The 17,922-nt window shown below is 70.2% G+C and carries 19 protein-coding genes; 3 read left to right on the top strand and 16 right to left on the bottom strand.

Annotated elements, in window-relative coordinates; translation table 11 throughout:
- The 9 genes from cbiQ to MVA01S_RS12340 form a co-directional block, all read right to left on the bottom strand.
- Positions 1-754: cobalt ECF transporter T component CbiQ (cbiQ, locus tag MVA01S_RS12380; RefSeq protein WP_060941603.1), on the bottom strand; the 754-nt coding region annotated here is incomplete at its 3' end.
- Position 755: 1 nt separating this feature from the next.
- Positions 756-1,118, bottom strand: coding sequence for a PDGLE domain-containing protein (locus MVA01S_RS12375; protein WP_003933198.1), 363 nt, complete (start codon positions 1,116-1,118; stop codon positions 756-758).
- Entirely contained in the window at positions 1,115-1,801 is a 687-nt protein-coding gene (locus MVA01S_RS12370) for an energy-coupling factor ABC transporter permease (protein ID WP_040542978.1), read from the bottom strand. The genes MVA01S_RS12375 and MVA01S_RS12370 overlap by 4 nt, the downstream gene beginning before the upstream one ends.
- A 72-nt stretch (positions 1,802-1,873) precedes the next feature.
- The gene (locus MVA01S_RS12365) at positions 1,874-2,194 is read right to left on the bottom strand and encodes an ArsR/SmtB family transcription factor (protein ID WP_003933200.1); all 321 of its coding nucleotides are present in this window, start codon (positions 2,192-2,194) and stop codon (positions 1,874-1,876) included.
- Positions 2,195-2,262: 68 nt separating this feature from the next.
- Positions 2,263-2,988: a FadR/GntR family transcriptional regulator gene (locus tag MVA01S_RS12360; RefSeq protein ID WP_003933201.1), complete on the bottom strand. Its 726-nt coding sequence runs from the start codon at positions 2,986-2,988 to the stop codon at positions 2,263-2,265.
- Between the two features lie 10 nt (positions 2,989-2,998).
- A complete protein-coding gene (locus MVA01S_RS12355; RefSeq protein ID WP_174538903.1) occupies positions 2,999-3,775 on the bottom strand; it encodes a 3-oxoacyl-ACP reductase in 777 nt (258 codons plus the stop codon).
- Positions 3,772-5,145 (bottom strand): aldehyde dehydrogenase family protein, encoded by a 1,374-nt coding sequence (locus MVA01S_RS12350; RefSeq protein WP_003933203.1) that lies wholly within the window; start codon positions 5,143-5,145, stop codon positions 3,772-3,774. Before MVA01S_RS12350 ends, MVA01S_RS12355 begins: the two co-directional genes overlap by 4 nt.
- Complete coding sequence (locus MVA01S_RS12345) at positions 5,142-5,918, bottom strand: gamma-glutamyl-gamma-aminobutyrate hydrolase family protein (RefSeq protein WP_040542967.1); 777 nt, start codon at positions 5,916-5,918, stop codon at positions 5,142-5,144. Before MVA01S_RS12345 ends, MVA01S_RS12350 begins: the two co-directional genes overlap by 4 nt.
- Complete coding sequence (locus MVA01S_RS12340) at positions 5,905-7,269, bottom strand: glutamine synthetase family protein (RefSeq protein ID WP_040542968.1); 1,365 nt, start codon at positions 7,267-7,269, stop codon at positions 5,905-5,907. Before MVA01S_RS12340 ends, MVA01S_RS12345 begins: the two co-directional genes overlap by 14 nt.
- A 272-nt stretch (positions 7,270-7,541) precedes the next feature.
- On the opposite strand from MVA01S_RS12340, the gene MVA01S_RS12335 reads away from it, so the two are divergent.
- Positions 7,542-9,347, top strand: coding sequence for an N-acetylglutaminylglutamine amidotransferase (locus MVA01S_RS12335; protein WP_003933206.1), 1,806 nt, complete (start codon positions 7,542-7,544; stop codon positions 9,345-9,347).
- The gene (gene ngg, locus MVA01S_RS12330; protein WP_003933207.1) at positions 9,344-11,116 is read left to right on the top strand and encodes an N-acetylglutaminylglutamine synthetase; all 1,773 of its coding nucleotides are present in this window, start codon (positions 9,344-9,346) and stop codon (positions 11,114-11,116) included. Before MVA01S_RS12335 ends, ngg begins: the two co-directional genes overlap by 4 nt.
- Positions 11,117-11,120: 4 nt before the next feature.
- Here the strand turns inward: ngg and MVA01S_RS12325 are convergent, their stop codons facing one another.
- The 3 genes from MVA01S_RS12325 to map all read right to left on the bottom strand — a co-directional run bounded on the left by MVA01S_RS12325 (position 11,121) and on the right by map (position 13,288).
- Positions 11,121-11,684, bottom strand: a complete 564-nt coding sequence (locus MVA01S_RS12325; RefSeq protein ID WP_003933208.1) for an alpha/beta fold hydrolase — start codon at positions 11,682-11,684, stop codon at positions 11,121-11,123.
- A gap of 62 nt (positions 11,685-11,746) precedes the next feature.
- Positions 11,747-12,409, bottom strand: a complete 663-nt coding sequence (locus MVA01S_RS12320; protein WP_003933209.1) for a hypothetical protein — start codon at positions 12,407-12,409, stop codon at positions 11,747-11,749.
- A gap of 21 nt (positions 12,410-12,430) precedes the next feature.
- Positions 12,431-13,288 (bottom strand): type I methionyl aminopeptidase, encoded by an 858-nt coding sequence (gene map / locus MVA01S_RS12315; protein ID WP_003933210.1) that lies wholly within the window; start codon positions 13,286-13,288, stop codon positions 12,431-12,433.
- Between the two features lie 23 nt (positions 13,289-13,311).
- On the opposite strand from map, the gene MVA01S_RS12310 reads away from it, so the two are divergent.
- Entirely contained in the window at positions 13,312-13,698 is a 387-nt protein-coding gene (locus tag MVA01S_RS12310) for a PaaI family thioesterase (RefSeq protein ID WP_003933211.1), read from the top strand.
- A gap of 52 nt (positions 13,699-13,750) precedes the next feature.
- Here MVA01S_RS12310 and MVA01S_RS12305 read toward each other — a convergent pair whose 3' ends face one another.
- The 4 genes from MVA01S_RS12305 to MVA01S_RS12290 all read right to left on the bottom strand — a co-directional run bounded on the left by MVA01S_RS12305 (position 13,751) and on the right by MVA01S_RS12290 (position 17,881).
- Positions 13,751-14,383 (bottom strand): DUF1707 SHOCT-like domain-containing protein, encoded by a 633-nt coding sequence (locus MVA01S_RS12305; RefSeq protein ID WP_040542979.1) that lies wholly within the window; start codon positions 14,381-14,383, stop codon positions 13,751-13,753.
- A gap of 27 nt (positions 14,384-14,410) precedes the next feature.
- The gene (locus MVA01S_RS12300; RefSeq protein ID WP_040542969.1) at positions 14,411-16,225 is read right to left on the bottom strand and encodes a penicillin-binding transpeptidase domain-containing protein; all 1,815 of its coding nucleotides are present in this window, start codon (positions 16,223-16,225) and stop codon (positions 14,411-14,413) included.
- A 106-nt stretch (positions 16,226-16,331) separates the two neighbouring features.
- Positions 16,332-16,991 (bottom strand): GNAT family N-acetyltransferase, encoded by a 660-nt coding sequence (locus MVA01S_RS12295; protein WP_003933214.1) that lies wholly within the window; start codon positions 16,989-16,991, stop codon positions 16,332-16,334.
- A 26-nt stretch (positions 16,992-17,017) separates the two neighbouring features.
- Positions 17,018-17,881, bottom strand: a complete 864-nt coding sequence (locus tag MVA01S_RS12290; protein WP_003933215.1) for a GNAT family N-acetyltransferase — start codon at positions 17,879-17,881, stop codon at positions 17,018-17,020.
- Positions 17,882-17,922: the final 41 nt, after the last annotated feature.

The raw sequence follows: 17,922 nt of genomic DNA, 5'->3' as shown, positions 1-17,922 counted from the left end.
CCACCGTCGTCGCGGCCGCGGCGGGCAGCAGCGCCACCGTCCACTGCCTTGGGGTCGCGGCTGCGGCGCAGCCCGCGCCGACGGCCGGCGCGGGGACGTGGCCGTCGAATCCGCGCGACAGCATCGCCAGGTACACCCGTTCCCCCCGCTCGTAGGACCGCAGGAACAGGGTGCCGACGCTGGTGGCGGTCGCGCCGATCTGGTGCAGCATCCGGGGTGAGTCGCCGCGGGAGATCCGCGCCATCCGCATCCGCCGGGCCTCGGCCGAGAGCACGTCGATGTAGCGGACCATCAGCGTCAACACCGACACGAAGACCGCCGGCACGTGCAGCCTGCTCAACGCGATCGGCAGTTCCCGCGCGGTGGTGGTGGCCGCGACGGTCAGCGACGCCGCGACACCGAGCGTGCCTTTGACCACGATCCCCCACGCCGCGTACAGCCCGGTCACCGACAGCTCCAAGCCCGCGACGCTGACCCGCTCACCACCCTCGGCGAACGGCAACAGCACTGCGAGCACCACGAACGGCGCCTCGATCAGCATGCGCGGCAGGATCCAGGCCGGCGGGATCCGCGCGGCCCACCACACGCCGACGATGATCAGCGCGTAGAGACCGAAGGGCCAGAACAACTCCCGCGGGGTGGCGACCACTGCGAGGACGAACACCACCAGCGACACGATCTTGACCTCGGCCGGCGCCCGGTGGATCGGCGAGGCGCCGTCGCGGTAGAGCGGGTGCGCGTGACCGCCGCCCACCTCAATCCCCCGCGCCGGGACCGGGTCTCGCGCGGGAGCGGGCGATCAGCCAGAACGCACCACCTGCGAGGACCACCGTGACCACCACCCCGACGACGCCCGCGATACCGCCGGTGCCGTCGCGGCCGCCGACGGCGTAGTCGGCCAGCGGCGACGCGCCGAGCGGGTGCTCCCCGGCGTGCTGGGCGATGCAGTCGCCACGCAGTTCCTCCCCGCCCGCGGTCTCGACGACCTCGCAGCCCCGCAGGGTGGCCGAGTCCAGGCCGTCGGGCGCCGAGCTCGCGAGGTACGAGACGCCGCCGGCGATCAGCAGCGTGACGACGGCGAAGCCGACCCAGAACCACCGGCGCGCCGGGCCGGTCATGCCGGCACCGCCGCGCGGGCCCGGTCGGCCCGCAGCAGGTACACCAGGTCCGGCCGCGCCCTGACCACGGCCATCACCGTCAGCGCGGTGATCACGCCCTCACCGACGCCGATCAGCACGTGAGTGCCGAACATGTAGGCGGCCACCGCCCCCAGTGAGGTGGTCGCGACGCCGCCGAGCGCATACTCGAGGACGAAACCCATTGCCGCGCAGACAGTCCCGACCAGGGCGGCGATGAATGCGATCACCCCGACAGCCGGGACCGGGACACTGTCCCGTCGGCGGCGGGCGAGCCGGTACAGCAGCACCGCCGTCGCATAACCCCCGGCGACGCCGAACACCGACATGTTCGTGATGTTGGTGCCCAGGGCCGTCACTCCACCGTCGGCGAACAGCAGCGCCTGCACGGTCAGCACGATCGCCACGCAGAGCGCCCCGGTGAACGGACCGACCAGGATCGCCGCCAACGCGCCGCCGAGCAGGTGGCCGCTGACCCCGGGCAGGATCGGGAAGTTCACCATCTGTACGGCGAAGATGAACGCGGCGACCAGGCCGGCCAGCGGCACGGTGCGTTCGTCGAGTTCCCGGCGGGCCCGCCACGCGCAGATTCCCAGCGCGGCGACGGCGACCGCCATGAACAGCACCGACACGGGTGCGTCGATGATGCCGTCGCTCATGTGCATCGCGACCAGGTCGGTGTCCACCCGGCGAGCGTATTCCTCCATCTGAACACCTGTCTAGGTGTTCAGATGAGCTCAGCCGTGCCGGGCGCCGATCCAGTGCAGCAGATCGTGCACGGTCTCGTCCTCCAGCCGGTAGGCCACCGACCGTCCCGCGCGGGTGCTGTTGACCCAGCCCTGCTGGCGCAGCACCCGGAGCGCCTGCGACACCGCGTTCTCCGACCGGCCCAGCGCGGCGGCGAGGTCGCTGACACAGATGCCCGGTGCGCGGTGCAGACACAGCAGGATCTCCAGCCGGTGCGGGTCCGACACCAGGTCGAACCGCTGCGCCCAGCTCGGCGTGTCCACGTCGGCCAGCGCCGACGACGCCCGCTCGACGAGCTGCTGATCGTCCACACGAGCAATGTAGTCCCCGGCGGGCGTGCGCCGGGCGCTCGGTGCGGCGGCGTGTCAGCGCGTCCGGGTCAGTCCAGGAAGCCGTGCAGCAGCGCCGCCGACCCCCACACATGTGCGGCCGTCGTCTCGGCCGCGGCATCGGCGTCCCCGGCCAGGATGGCCGCCACGATGGCCTCGTGCTGCTCGTCGGAGTGGGCGATGTTCCGGGTCAGCAGCGGAATCCGGTCCAGCATCTCGTTGAGCCGCATGCGATTCTGCGCGATCATCGGCACCAGCGAGGGCACCCCCGCCGCCTCGGCGATCGCCAGGTGCAGCCGGGAGTCCAGCCGCCGGTAGTCCGTCGGCGCACACCCCCGTACATCGAGCAGCCGGGCCGACAGCGCGTCGCGGTCGGCTACGGTCAGCGTGCGCGTGGCCGCCATCCGCGCCGCACCGGTCTCCAGGATCTCCCGCAACCGCATCGCGTCGTCGATGTCGGCGCGGCTGAACTCGACGTCGTGGGCGCACGGGGCCGGCAGCGCGTCGGCGACGAAGGTGCCGCCGTACCTGCCGCGCCGCGACACCAGGTAGCCGGCCTCGGCCAGCGACTTGATCGCCTCCCGCACGGTGTCGCGGCTGACCCCCATCTGCGCGGCCAGTTCCCGCTCCGGGGGCAGCGAGTCGCCCGGCCCCAGCACGCCGAGCCGGATCGTCTGCAACAACCGTTCGACGGTGTCCTCGAACGCGTTGAGCGGTCGCACCGGACGCAGCAGCGCGTCGCTCGACGTGTGCTCCCCGCGTCCGTGCGCCGCCATCGCGTCGCGCCTACAGCGGTGTGACGTAGTGGCCGGTGATGCCGCCGTCGACCAGGAAGGTCGACCCGGTGATGAACGACGCGTCGTCGGAGGCCAGGAAGGCCACCGCGGCGGCCAGTTCCTCGGGTTCGGCGAAGCGCCCCATCGGCACGTGCACCAGTCGCCGGGCGGCGCGCTCCGGATCCTTGGCGAACAGCTCCTGCAGCAGCGGGGTGTTGACCGGCCCCGGGCACAGCGCGTTGACACGGATCCCCTGCCGTGCGTACTGGATTCCGAGTTCGCGGGACATCGCCAGCACCCCGCCCTTGGACGCGGTGTAGGAGATCTGCGACGTCGCCGATCCGTTCACCGCGACGAACGACGCCGTGTTGACGATCGACCCCTTCTGCGCGGGCACCATGTGGCGCAGCGCGGCCTTGCAGCAGAAGAACACCGACTTGAGGTTGATGTCCTGCACCCGGTCCCACGCGTCGATCCCGGTGCTCTCGATGAGGTCGTCCTCGGGTGGGCTGATGCCCGCGTTGTTGAAGGCGATGTCCACCGCACCGTGCACCTCGAACGCGGTGTCGAACAGGTTGTCCACCGCGACCTGGTCCGACACGTCGACCTGCACGAAAGTCACGTTCAGGTCGTCGGCGACCGACTTGCCGGTCTTCTCGTCGAGATCCCCGATGACGACGATGGCGCCTTCGGAGCGCATCCGCTTGGCGGTGGCCAGCCCGATACCGCTCGCGCCACCGGTGATCACGGCCACCTTGTCCTTGAGGCGCCGGCTCAGGTCCATCAGTTCTCCTCTACTGCGAAAAAGACGTTTTTGGTCTCGGTGAACGACAACGGGGCGTCCGGGCCGAGTTCACGGCCCAGCCCGGACTGCTTGAACCCGCCGAACGGCGTGCTGTAGCGCACCGACGAATGCGAATTGACCGACAGATTGCCGGCTTCCACCGCACGGGACACCCGCATCGCGCGGGACAGGTTCTCGGTCCAGATCGAGCCGGACAGACCGTACACGGTGTCGTTGGCCAGCGCGATCGCGTCGGCTTCGTCGTCGAAGGGCAGCACCGCGACCACCGGGCCGAAGATCTCCTCGGTGACGGTGCGGTCGCCGCGCTCGGGCATCAGCACCGTCGGGGGGAACCAGAATCCGGGTCCGGACGGCGCGTCGCCGCGGAAGGCCACCGGTGCGTCGTCCGGGACGAACGAGGACACCGAGTTCCAGTGCGTCTTGGACACCAGCGGGCCCATCTCGGTGCCGTCGGAGGCCGGGTCACCGACCACGACGCCCTTCACGGCCGGTTCCAGCAGCTCCATGAACTTGTCGAACACGTTGCGCTGAACCAGGATCCGGCTGCGCGCGCAGCAGTCCTGACCCGAGTTGTCGAACACCCCGTACGGTGCGGTGGCCGCGGCGCGCTCCAGGTCGCAGTCGTCGAAGACGATGTTGGCGCTCTTGCCGCCGAGTTCCAGGGTGACGCGTTTGACCTGCTTCGCGGCGCCGGCCATCACCCGGGTGCCCACCTCGGTGGACCCGGTGAACACGATCTTGCGGACGTCGGGGTGGCTGACGAAGCGCTCCCCCACCACCGACCCACGGCCCGGCAGGACCTGGAAAAGGTCTGCGGGCAAACCGGATTCGACAGCCAGCTCGCCGAGACGCATGGTGGTCAGCGGGGTCCACTCCGCGGGTTTGACCAGCACCGCGTTTCCGGCCGCCAGCGCGGGCGCGAAACCCCACGCCGCGATCGTCATCGGGAAGTTCCACGGGGTGATCACCCCGACGACGCCGAGCGGCTCGTTGAACGTCACGTCCAGGCCGCCGGCAACCGGAATCTGCTTGCCCGACAGCCGTTCCGGGGCTGCCGAATAGTACTGCAGCACGTCGCGGACGTGGCCGGCCTCCCAGCGGGCGTTGCCGACCGGGTGTCCGGAGTTGGCGACCTCCAGCTGCGCGAGTTCCTCGACGTGGGCGTCCACGATCGCGGCGAAGTCACGCAGCGCGGCAGCCCGTTCGGCGGGGGCCTGTGCGGCCCACCGGCGCTGAGCCGCCCTGGCCCGGGCCACCGCGTCGTCGACACCGGCCTCGCCGGTGTGTTCGACGGTGCGCAGCACCTCCTCGGTCGCCGGATTGACGACCTCGCTTGCCGTTGCCTGACTCATCTGCTCACTTTCTGTCTCGTGTGACCGGCGTAGCCGGCCGCGGCGCCGACCAGTCCGGCGAACAGCCGAAGGTCGTCGAGTCGTTCCTCGGGGTGCCACTGCACCGCCACCACCCAGCGGTCGGGGTACCGCGCGGCGTCGACCTCCACGGCCTCGATGATCCCGTCGGCGGTGTCCGACGCGCTCACGACCAGGCCGTCGCCGAGCCGGTCGATGGCCTGGTGGTGATAGCACTGCGCCTGCGTGTCGGGTCCGACCAGGGCCGCCAACCGGGTGCCGGGCACCGTGGCGATCGAGGAGGTGCTGAACACCGCGTTGCCCTGCTGGTGGCGGGTGTGGCCGACGACGTCGGGCACGTGCTGGTGCAGCGTGCCCCCGAGCGCGACGTTGAGCACCTGCGCGCCCCGGCAGATGCCCAGCAGCGGCAGTCCCCGCCGCAGCGCAGCCCGGACCAGCGCGAACTCGAACGCATCGCGGGTGCGGCCGTCCGGGACCGGCGCGTCGGTGGCCGGGTGCGGCCCGGCGCCGTAGGTGGCCGGCTCGACATCACGTCCGCCGGTGATGATCAGGCCGTCGATTCCGTCGAGGATGCGTTCGGCGATCGCGTCGTCGACCGGTTGGGGCGGCAGCAGCGTGGCGATCCCGCCCGCCATCCCGACACCCTCGAAGTAGATCGCAGGCAGGAAGCTGGCCCGCACGTCCCACACCCCGGTCCGGGCCTGCTGCAGATAGGTGGTCAGACCGATCACGGGACGCACATCAGAGGCGCTCAAAGCCGCGTTTCCTCTCCCAGTCCGTGACCGTGGCGTTGAAGGCCTTCAGTTCGACCGCCGCGTTGTTCAGGTAGTGGTCGATCACGTCGTCGCCGAACGCCTCGCGCGCGATCGCGGACTTGTCCAACAGCTCGGCCGCCTCGGCCAGCGTGGTCGGCAGCCGGTCGGCGCCGCTGGTGTAGGCGTTGCCCTCGACGGCGTCTTCGAGCTCCAACTCGTTCTCGATGCCGTACAGACCGCCGGCGATCAGCGCCGCGACGGCCAGGTACTGGTTGACGTCCCCGCCGGGGGCACGGTTCTCCACGCGCATGCCATGGCCGTGGCCGACGACCCGCAGTGAGCAGGTGCGGTTGTCGGTCCCCCAGGCCACCGCGGTCGGAGCGAAGCTGCCTTCGGCGAACCGCTTGTACGAGTTGATGTTCGGCGCGTAGAACAGGGTGAAGTCGCGCAGCGTGGCCAGCTGGCCGGCGATGAAGCTGCGGAACATCGGCGACATACCCAGCGGGTCGGAGTCGTCGGCGAACACCGCCGTTCCGTCCTTGCCCCGGAACGAGATGTGGATGTGGCAGCTGTTGCCTTCGCTCTCGTCGAACTTCGCCATGAACGTCAGGCTCTTGCCGTGCTGGTCGGCGATTTCTTTGGCGCCGTTCTTGTAGATCGTGTGGTTGTCGCAGGTGACCAGCGCCTGGTCGTAACGGAACCCGATCTCCTGCTGGCCCAGGTTGCATTCGCCTTTGACGCCTTCGCAGTACATGCCTGCGCCTTCCATCCCCAGGCGGATGTCGCGCAGCAACGGTTCCATCCGGGTCGAGGCGTGCATCGCGTAGTCGATGTTGTAGTCGGTGGCGGGCTTGAGATTTCGGTACCCGGCTGCCCAGGCTTCGCGGAAACCGGTGTCGAACACCATGAACTCGAGTTCGGTGGCGGCGATCGCATCGAGTCCGCGCTCGGCCAGCCGATCCAGCTGGGCACGCAGGATGCCGCGCGGCGCCTGAGCGACCGGACGCCCGTCGGTCCACGACAGGTCGGCCATCACCAACGCGGTGGCGGGTAGCCAGGGCACCCGTCGCAGGGTGGACATGTCCGGGGTCATGACCATGTCCCCGTAACCGGTCTCCCAGCTGGAGGTCGCGTAGCCGTCGACGGTGTTCATGTCGACGTCGACGGCCAGCAGGTAGTTGCAGCACTCGGCGCCGTGGTCGGCGACCTCCTCAACGAACAGGCGCGCCGAGATCCGCTTGCCGGTGAGCCGGCCCTGCATGTCGCAGAACCCGACGATGACGGTGTCGATGTCGCCGTCGGCCACCAGTTGCTCCAGTGCCGCCCTCGTCAACATGCCGCGTTCGCTCATCAAGCCCGCCTCTCCCTACGGTTCTGTCTCCCACAGACCGTTGGCCGGCATCGGTAGTGGGACGACTACATGTGCAGACCAGATTTCCATGTCTAAAGGTAGGACACCAGACCAATAAACGATTCGCTTGTGATGAGAATCTCGATCTTGATTTGCCGTCCTGCGTTTGGCGGATTGACGCTGGGGTAATCACGACCGCGCCGCCGGGCCCCGGCATCCGGCGGCCCGTTGGTCAACTGATCGCAAAGCCGTCACAGAGTAGGGTCGACAACGTGTGTGGAGCCACCGGCGAGGTGCGCCTCGACGGAACAACCCCGAATATCAGCGCTGTCGCGGCGATGGCCGAGGTCATGGTCCCGCGGGGGCCGGACGCCGCGGGCACGTGGTCCCAGGGCCGGGTCGCCCTCGGCCACCGGCGGTTGAGGATCATCGACCTCACCGAGGCCGGCGCCCAGCCGATGGTCGACTCCGATCTCGGGCTCACCATCGCGTGGAACGGCTGCATCTACAACTACGAGCAGTTGCGCGACGAACTGGCCGGCCACGGCTACCGCTTCTTCTCCCACAGCGACACCGAGGTGCTGCTCAAGGCCTACCACCACTGGGGTGACCGCTTCGTCGACCGACTCAAAGGCATGTTCGCGTTCGCCATCGTCGAGCGCGACAGCGGCCGGGTGCTGCTGGGCCGTGACCGGTTGGGCATCAAGCCGCTCTACCTGAACCACAGCACCGACCGGATCCGGTTCGCGTCCTCGCTGCCCGCGCTGCTGGCCGGCGGCGAGGTCGACACCCGCATCGACCCGGTCGCACTGCACCACTACATGACGTTCCACTCGGTGGTGCCGGCACCGCGCACCATCCTGCGCGGCATCGAGAAACTGCCACCTGCCTCGCTGATGGCGATCGAGCCGGACGGCCGGGTCGTCACCACCACCTATTGGGAGCCCGACTTCACCCGCCGCGAGGACCGCGCCGACTGGTCCGCCAAGGACTGGGAAGACGCCGTGCTGGAGTCGCTGCGGGTGGCGGTCAAGCGGCGCCTGGTGGCCGACGTGCCGGTCGGCTGCCTGCTGTCCGGAGGGGTGGACTCGAGTCTGATCGTCGGCCTGCTCGCCGAGGCCGGCCAGCACGGGCTCAAAACGTTCTCGATCGGCTTCGAGTCGGTGAACGGCGTCAAGGGCGACGAGTTCAAGTACTCCGACATCATCGCCCAGCGGTTCGGCACCGATCACCACCAGATCCGCATCGACACCGCGCGGATGCTGCCCGCGCTCGACGGCGCGATCGCCGCGATGAGCGAGCCGATGGTCAGCCACGACTGCGTGGCGTTCTACCTGCTCAGCCAGGAGGTCGCCAAGCACGTCAAGGTGGTGCAGTCGGGTCAGGGCGCCGACGAGGTGTTCGCCGGCTACCACTGGTACCCGCCGATGGGCGCGCCGGGCGCGGCGTCGGTCGAGGGTTCGGTGGCCAGCTACCGGGGCGCGTTCTTCGACCGCGACCAGGCCGGCTACGCCGACATCGTCTCCCCCGCGTATCTGACCGCCGACGACCCCAGCGAGCTGTTCGTCACCGAGCACTTCGCCCGCCCCGGCGCGCAGACCGGCGTGGACCGGGCGCTGCGCCTGGACACCACGGTGATGCTCGTCGACGACCCGGTCAAGCGCGTCGACAACATGACGATGGCGTGGGGACTGGAGGGCCGCGTGCCGTTCCTCGACCACGAGCTCGTCGACCTGGCCGCCACCTGCCCGCCGGAGCACAAGACGGCGCACGACGGCAAAGGTGTGCTGAAACAGGCCGCCCGCCAGGTGATTCCGTCCGAGGTGATCGACCGCCCGAAGGGCTACTTCCCGGTGCCCGCGCTGACGCATCTGGAGGGCCCGTACCTGGACATGGTGCGCGACGCGCTCTACGACCCGGCGGCCAAGGAGCGCGGCCTGTTCCGGCCGCAGGCGGTGGAGCGGCTGCTGGCCGATCCCAACGGCCGACTGACCCCGCTGCGCGGCAACGAGCTGTGGCAGATCGCGTTGCTCGAACTGTGGTTGCAACGGCACGGCATCAACGGGCCGGCCGCATGATCGCAGACCCCTCCGCGGACAACACCGAAGGCATCACCCTCGCGCTGCACGAGGCGGCCACGCCCCGCCTCCTCGACACCATGGCCGACGATGTCGTCCTCGAACTCGGTTGGGGCCGACTGATCTTCGGGCAGACGTTCGCCGATCCCGAACGCCTGGCCGATGTGCTGCGCCAGGAAGGGCAGGGCCGTCGCGACATCTGCATCTATGCGCGCGAACCGCACGTGCTGGTGTCCCGGGCGCCCGCCGAGCTGTTCATCGACCCGAGCCATACCTACCGGCTCCGGTTCGCCGAGACCGAGACCTCGGCCAAGGCGCCCAACGGATTCCACGTCCGCAGCCTGCAGGGCCGCGAGGACGCCGACGAGATGAACCGGGTCTACGTGCGCTGCGGCATGGTGCCCGCACCGACCGACGTGATCTGGGAGAACCATCGGGGCCAGCCCGCCGTCGACTATCTGGTCGCGGTCGGCGACGACGGCGCCGTGCTGGGCACCGTCACCGGCGTCGACCACGCCGAGCTGTTCGCCGACCCCGAGCACGGGTCGAGCCTGTGGACGCTGGCCGTCGATCCGGCCGCCGCGTTGCCCGGCGTCGGCGCCGCGCTGACCCGCAGTCTGGCCGAGCTCTACCGTGACCGCGGCCGCGCGTACATGGACCTGTCGGTCACCCACGACAACAACGCCGCGATCGCGCTGTACGAGAAGCTCGGATTCCACCGGGTGCCGGTGATGGCGGTCAAGCGCAAGAACGCGATCAACGAGCCGCTCTACACCCATGCGCCGGAGACGGTCGAGGATCTCAACCCGTACGCCCGGATCATCGCCGACGAGGCCCTGCGCCGCGGCATCTGGGTGGAGGTGCTCGACGCCGAGGCCGGCGAGATGCGGCTGTCCCACGGCGGCCGCAGTGTGGTGACGCGGGAGTCGTTGTCCGAGTACACCTCCGCGGTCGCGATGGCCCGCTGCGACGACAAACGCCTGACCCGGCGGATCGTCTCGGAAGCGGGCATCACGGTGCCGAAGGGCCGGTTGGCCACCTTCGACGAGGCCGACCACGAGTTCCTCGCCGACGTCGGCGACGTCGTGGTCAAACCCACCCGCGGCGAACAGGGCAAGGGCATCACGGTCGGGGTGGACGGGCCCGCCGAACTCGACGCCGCGCTGGCCCGGGCCCGGGAGCAGCATCCCGAGGTGCTGATCGAACAGCGGGCCGACGGCGACGACCTGCGCCTGGTGGTGATCGACGGCAAGGTGGTGGCCGCCGCGCTGCGGATGCCCGCCGAGATCACCGGAACCGGTCACCACACGATCGGTGAGCTGATCGAGACGCAGAGCCGGCGGCGCGCCGCCGCGACCGGCGGCGAGTCGCGCATCCCGATCGACGTGGTGACCGAGACGACGGTCCGCGAGGCCGGTTACTCGTTCGACGACGTGCTGCCCGAGGGTGAGCGCCTCCGCGTCCGCCGGACCGCGAACCTGCACCAGGGCGGCACCATCCACGACGTCACCGCGGTCGTGCACCCCGAGCTGTGCCGGGTCGCGGTCGCGGCCGCCGAGGCGATCGGCATCCCGGTCACCGGCATCGACCTGCTCGTACCCGACGTGACCCAGCCGGAGTATGCGTTCATCGAGGCCAACGAGCGGCCGGGGCTGGCCAACCACGAGCCGCAGCCGACCGCGGCGGCGTTCGTCGATTTCCTGTTCCCCGGCCAGCCCGGTCTGCCTCAGGCCTGGACCCCGGACGAGGTGCCGGCCCCCGACGCCTGACGGGCTACCAGGTGCTGGTGCGCATCACGATCTCGGCGGCCAGCTGGGCGGTCGAGTCGGCGGCGTTGCGCCGGCCCAGCAGGTCGACGATGCGGTACTCGCCGTACACGTAGCGCTGGCTGGCCTTGGCGACCGCGCGCGCCGCGCTGGTGCTGACCAGTGCGGTGGTGTTGAGTTCCACCGGCGGACAGTGCTCGTCGCGCACCGCACCGGTCAGATCGGCCACCTTCGGGTGCCCCCGGTCGATCACCACCAGCCCGATGAACCGGTCCAGTCGCGTCGCGGCCAGCTCCCAGGCCAGCTCGCCGCCGGCCCTGTCGCCCACCAGCAGCGCCCAGCGGACGTCGAGCGCATCAAGGATCCCGACGACGCCCTTGGCGGTGAGCCGCGGATCGGGCCCGATCACCACGGTCTTCAGAGACGCGGTGTGCAGCCGCTGGCAGATGCCCTCGTATGCGGCCGGTGATTGCTGGGCGGCACCGAGAAGCACCACCACCGAGCCCTTCTCGGGGCCTGCGACCTCGACGGGCACGCCGAAGCCGTCGACAGTGACCATGGGGGAAGGCATTGCGCCACGCTACAGGGCACAGCCGCGTCGCCGGGGCCGTTTCCCTCCGGTCGCCCGCGACGTCAATCCGATTGCGCGCGTTCGGCCTGTCTGCTGGTGACCTCCAGAAAGGTCTGCGGCAGCGTGCCTTTGACCGGTATCGACTCGTCGGTGGTCGGGAACGCGATGCCGAACACCGCCATGTCGCCGACGTTCTCGAACGCGAAGTACACGCTGGCGTCCTCGCCGCGCAGCCGCATCGTCTGTGTGTAGACCAGTGCGTCGTCGCGTGGCGCCGGCAGCCGGGTGGTCGTCACCGGGATGCCCGGGTCTCTTGGATCGAAGAACGTCTCGTACTCGGCACACCGTTGCGCGGTGTCGGCCAGTTGCTCCAGATCCAGCTGCCACGTCAGCAGCGTGATGACCATCCGGGCGCCGTCGTAGGCGACGACGTACTCGGCGGCGCTGCCCGGTCCCCATTCCGCGGTCACGGCGATGTCGCGGGTCATCGCATCGGCGCAGCCCTCGGGCCGGGACAGCATCGGCGACGGCCGTTCGACGTTGCCCTCGCCCGGCTGGTTGACGACGCGCTGATAGCGCACACCGGGCGGGAAGTCGGCCTCGGTGAGCACGACCCGGTCCAGCCTGGCGCCCGGCCACGTGGCGGTGCCCCCGGTCACCGCGTGCGCGCAGCCGGTCAGTAGGCAGCCGGCCAGCAGCACCGCGACCCACCCGCGCCTGCTCATCCGGTCAGGCTACCGAGAACCTCAGAGCTGGGTGAGGATCTCGGCGCCCGAATCGGTGACCACCAGCGTGTGCTCGAACTGCGCGGTCCACTTCTTGTCCTTGGTGGCCACGGTCCAGTCGTCGTCCCAGATCTCGTAGTCCAGGCTGCCGAGGTTGATCATCGGCTCGATCGTGAACGTCATTCCCGGCTCGAGCACGGTCTCCACCGCCGGCTGGTCGTAGTGCAGCACCACCAGCCCGTTGTGGAAGGTGGTGCCGATGCCGTGTCCGGTGAAGTCACGAACCACGTTGTAGCCGAACCGGTTTGCATACGACTCGATGACCCGGCCGACGATCGACAGCGCCCGGCCCGGCTTGACGGCCTTGATCGCGCGCATGGTCGCCTCGTGGGTGCGCTCGACGAGCAGGCGGTGCTCCTCGCTGACGTCGCCGGCCAGGAACGTGGCGTTGGTGTCGCCGTGCACGCCGTCGATGTAGGCGGTGACGTCGATGTTGACGATGTCACCGTCCTCGATCACCGTCGAGTCGGGGATGCCGTGGCAGATGACCTCGTTCAGCGACGTGCAGCAGGATTTCGGAAATCCTTTGTAGCCCAGCGTCGACGGGTAGGCGCCGTGATCGATCATGTACTCGTGGGCGATCCGGTCGAGCGCATCGGTGGTCACGCCCGGCGCGACGGCCTTGCCCGCCTCGGCGAGCGCGCCCGCGGCGATCCGCCCGGCCACCCGCATCTTCTCGATCACTTCCGGGGTCTGCACCCACGGTTCGTGGCCCTCTCGCGCGGTGGGCTTGCCGACGTATTCGGGGCGCGCGATCGACTTGGGCACCGGCAGCATCGGCGAGACCGTGCCGGGCCGGAGGGCGGTCCGTACTGACATAGCGTCAATGCTAGCGTTCGGCCATGCAGGTCACCCCCGGCCACTTGTTCGCCCAGATGGACTTCCGCGACGTGGTGGACTCCGACGAACGCATGGTCATCGAACTGGACAACCGTCCCGATCTGGTGAACCGGCGCGGAGCACTGCAGGGCGGTCTGGTCGCGACGCTGATCGACATCGCGGCGGGCCGGTTGGCCGATCGGCACGTCGGGCCCGGCCAGGACGTGACCACCGCCGACATGACCATCCACTACCTGGCGCCGGTGCTTGAGGGGCCGGCGCGCGCCGAGGCGACCGTGGTGCGGGCGGGACGGCGCCTGTCGGTGATCGCGGTGGACGTCACCGATGTGTCCCGCGACCGGCTCGCAGCGCGCGCCACGGTGAGCTTCGCAGTGCTCGACCCGCGTTAGCCCGCCGGGCGATCAGCTGCTCCGCCGGGCGATCAGCTGCTCCGCCGGGCGATCAGCTGCTGCGCAGTGGCCCCATGCGCCACGACCTGCGCGGCCCGCGGATGTCGACCGACCCGCACACCACCTTGCCGGTGAGGATCACGTGCGGGTTGCCCTCGGCCGGGGCGTCCCGGCGGTGGTCGTGGGCGCTGCCGACGTTGACCTCGACGTCGTCGATGGACGCGCTGGCCCCGTCGGGCAACCGCAGGTCCAGGCCGCCGAACCTCATGTCCAGCTCGATGACCACGATCGGGCCGGCGAAGCGCGCCCGGGTCAGGTCCAGGTCGACCGATCCCAGCCGCCGGTGCAGCGCCAGCCGCGACGGCACCACCCACTCCCCCTGACGCTTGAGTGAGCCGAGCACCCCGCGCAGCTCCACCCGGTCGGCCGCGGACGTGACGATCGCACCGGGACCGGGCAGGTCCCCGACCAGGGAGTCGAGTTCGGAACGCAACCGCGCCCTGGACACCGCCGCCGAGCGCTCCTCGAACTCCTGGATGTCGATGAGCCCGAGGGCGACCGCGTTGTGCAGCCGCCGCAGCGTGCCGTTGCGGTCGGCGTCGGAGATCCGCATCTCGACCGCGTCGGGGCCGTGCGGTCCCCCGTCGTCGGCGCGGCGTGCGCGGCCGTGGTTGATGTCCGTCATGGCGGTGTCCACGGTACCGCCGCGGTGTCAGGCCAGGTAGTCCGGCGGCAGGGAGTCCAGCATGCCTTTGACCATCCGCACCGCGTACTCCGAGCTGCCGCCGCCGACGATCAGCGCCGAGAACGCCATGTCCCCGCGGTAGCCGGTGAACCACGAGTGCGAGCCACCCGCGAACTCGGCCTCCCCGGTCTTGCCGCGCACGTCGCCGGCGCCCTGCAGGTCCTTGGCGGTGCCGTTGGTCACCACCAGACGCATCATCGGGCGCAGTCCGTCGACCACCGCCGCAGGAATCGGCTGCTGGTCGCCGGTGACCTGGGTGTCGCGGCCCTCGATCAGCCGCGGCACCGGCGTGTGGCCGGCCGCGACGGTGGCCGCGGCCAGCGCCATGCCGAACGGGCTGGCCAACACCTTGCCCTGGCCGAAGCCGTCCTCGGTGCGCTCGGTGAGGTTGACCGTCGGGGGCACCGAGCCGCTGACGGTGCTCAGCCCGGGGATGTCGTAGTCGGGCCCGATGCCGTACTGCGAGGCGGCCTGGGTCAGCCCGCGCGGCGGCATCCTGCTGGCCAGTTCGGCGAACGTGGTGTTGCACGAGCTGGCGAAGGCCCGCGACATCGGCACGGTGCCGAGGTCGAAGCCGCCGTAGTTCGGCACGGTGCGATGCCCGATGTCCATGCGTCCCGGACACCCGAGAAGCGTGTTCGGCGTTGCCATCTGGCGCTCGATCGCGGCGCCCGCGGTGACGATCTTGAACGTCGACCCGGGCGGGAAGAGCCCCATGGTGGCCAGCGGTCCCTCCCGGTCGGCCGCGGTGTTCTGCGCCACGGCGAGGATCTCGCCGGTGGACGGCTTCATCACGACGATCATGGCCTGCTTGTCGGTGAACCCGACCGCGTTCTGTGCGGCGGTCTGCACGGCGCGGTCCAGGGTGATGCTCACCGACGGCGCGGGCTGACCCGGCACCTCGTTGAGGACGTCGACGTCGACACCGTTCTGGTTGACGGTCACCACCCGCCAGCCGGGATCGCCGTCGAGGTCCCCGGCCACCGTCTTCTTGATCTCGTTGACCACCGCGGGCGCGAAAGTCGGGTCGGTGGGCACCATTTCGGGCTGCGGGGTGATCACCACGCCGGGCACCGCACCGAGGGCGCCGACGACGGCGTCGTGGTCGGCCTGGTTCAGCGTGACCAGGCCCAGCGAGCCCTTCTTGGAACTGGCGAGCTCGGCCAGGCGCTGCGCGTCCAGGGTGTTGTCGAACCGGTGCAGCGCGCCGACGATCGCGTGTGCGGTGGGCATCAGGTCGGCGCCTGCGGCCTCGGCGTCGAGCGCGAAGTGGTAGCGGTAGCCGGGCACCAGCACGTTGGTGCCGGTGCGCTCGTGCACCGAGGCCCGCGGCGGGGCGTCGGCACGCAGCGCGAAGGTCTGGTTCTCCCCCAGCCTGGGGTGCAGTCCGGTGGCTCCCCACCGCACCTCCCACCGGCCCTCGTCGCGGACCAGGTTCAGCTGCCCGTCGTAGGTCCACGTCCGGTTCTTGGGCAGGTGCCAGGTGTAGCGGTAGGTCACGCTGCCGGTGTCCTCGGCGTACTTCGAGCTCAGGATCTGCGCGTCCAACCCGGTGGCCTGCAGTCCGGTCCAGGCCTCGTTGAGCGCCGCCCGCGCCGCCTCGGGCCGGTCGGCGAGCTGCGCCGCGGCGTTGGTGTCGCCGGTGGCCAGCGCCGCGAAGAACTCCTCGGCGGTGGGTTCGGGGCCGTTGGGCCGCGGAGTGCACGCACCGAGCGTCAGCACCAGCGCGGCCACCGTCGCCAGCCCGGTCATCCGTGTTGCGTGTGTGAACAGTGTTGCCATTGAGTCAGATGTTAAGAAGTAACGATCCGATTTCGGCGCAGGCGCACCGCGCGACTTCAGTGTGAAAGTGGCTGCAGTGTGAAAGTGGCTTCAGCGTGAAAAGAGGTCAGCCGCCTGCGGCCGGCGCGCGGACCACCAGCGGCACCGCCGGGAAGTACGCGGCCATCTCCGACCGGGACGCGCGCAACGCCGCGGTGCCGTAACCCTGCTTGCGGTGCGCGGGATGGATCCAGATGCGCACACCGACCTCACCGTCGGCCAGATCGCCGAACACCATGCCGACCTTGGCCGAGCCGACCTCGGCCACCAGCCACGCGGACTCCTCGGCCGCCACCCGCGCCACCGCGGCGGCGATCTCCTCCCCGACATCGCCTGCCGGCGCGGCGGTTCCGTCACCGGCCGAACGCATGTCCCGGGTACGGGCGGCGAAGATGTCGCGATCCCGGTCGGGGGCGAACGGACGCAGCATCAGCTTGCGCGCCGACCCCGGCGTCTGCTCCGAGGGGGTGTAGGCCTGCTCCTGGCTGGTGAGGTTCTCCAGTTCGTCGGCGATCCGCCGCCGCGAAACCTTCGTGAGCCGGTCGAAGGACAGCCGCAGCACCGCTTCGGCGGCGTCGTGCGACGTGTCCAGCAGATCGGCCAGCGCTTCGATCGCCGCGTCGTAGTCCTCGGAGGCGACGACCGCGTCGAGCACATCGTGCCGGCGTTCCAGTGCACGGACGAGGGCAGCGGCTATCTCGCGGCTCCCCGTGTCAGGCTCGGTCATGCGTGCAGCGTAAGGGTCGGTCCCGGTCAGTCGAGCAGCACCGTCGCGAACGACGCGATCTCGGTGAACCCGATGCGCGCATAGGCCGCCCGCGCGACGGTGTTGAAGCTGTTGACGTACAGGCTCGCGATGCGTCCGCTGCCCACCACCGCGGCCGCGACCGCCGCGGTGCCCGCGGTCCCGATGCCCCGTCCGCGCTGGTCCGGGTGCACCCACACGCCCTGGATCTGCCCGACCGCCGGGGACTGCGAGCCGATCTCGGCCTTGAACACCACCTCGCCGCGGTCGAACCGGGCCCACGCCCGGCCCGCGGCGATCAGGCCCGCGACCCGGCGGCGGTAGCCCCGGCCGCCGTCGCCGACGCGGGGGTCGATGCCGACCTCGCCGATGAACATGTCGATCGCGGCGACCAGGTACGCGTCGAGCTCCTCCATCCGCACCGGGCGCACGGCCGGATCGACGGCGCACACCGGAGCGGTGTGCAGCGCCAGCAACGGCTGCTGCGCCCGCACGTCGCGGGCCGGGCCCCAGACGGGTTCGAGGCGCTGCCACATCGGCAGCACCAACTCGGCACGGCCGACGAGCGACGAGCAGCGACGCGCGCTGCTCATCGCCTTGTCCGCGAACGCATTCAGATCACCGACGGCTCCCCGTAGCGGGATCAGGTTGGCCCCCGCGAAGCACAGCGACTCGCTGGCCCGCCGACGGGTCCACAGTTCACCGCCGATGTTGGACGGGTCGATGCCGTGCTCGGCGACCCGGGAGGCGACCATGCAGGAGGCCACCGGATCGTCGTCGAGAACCTGCCGGACGGCGACCATGTCCCGCATGTCGCGCACCACCGACACCCTTCGCTCGTCTACGAGGCGAAAAAGCGGAGGAGCCGACATCTGGACTCTTTCTGGACTGACCCTGACCACCGGCCCCACCC

The sequence above is a fragment of the Mycolicibacterium vaccae NBRC 14118 = CIP 105934 genome, from assembly GCF_001552715.1.
In the GTDB taxonomy this organism is placed as follows: domain Bacteria; phylum Actinomycetota; class Actinomycetes; order Mycobacteriales; family Mycobacteriaceae; genus Mycobacterium; species Mycobacterium vaccae.
This window is presented reverse-complemented; position numbering and strand designations above follow the sequence as displayed.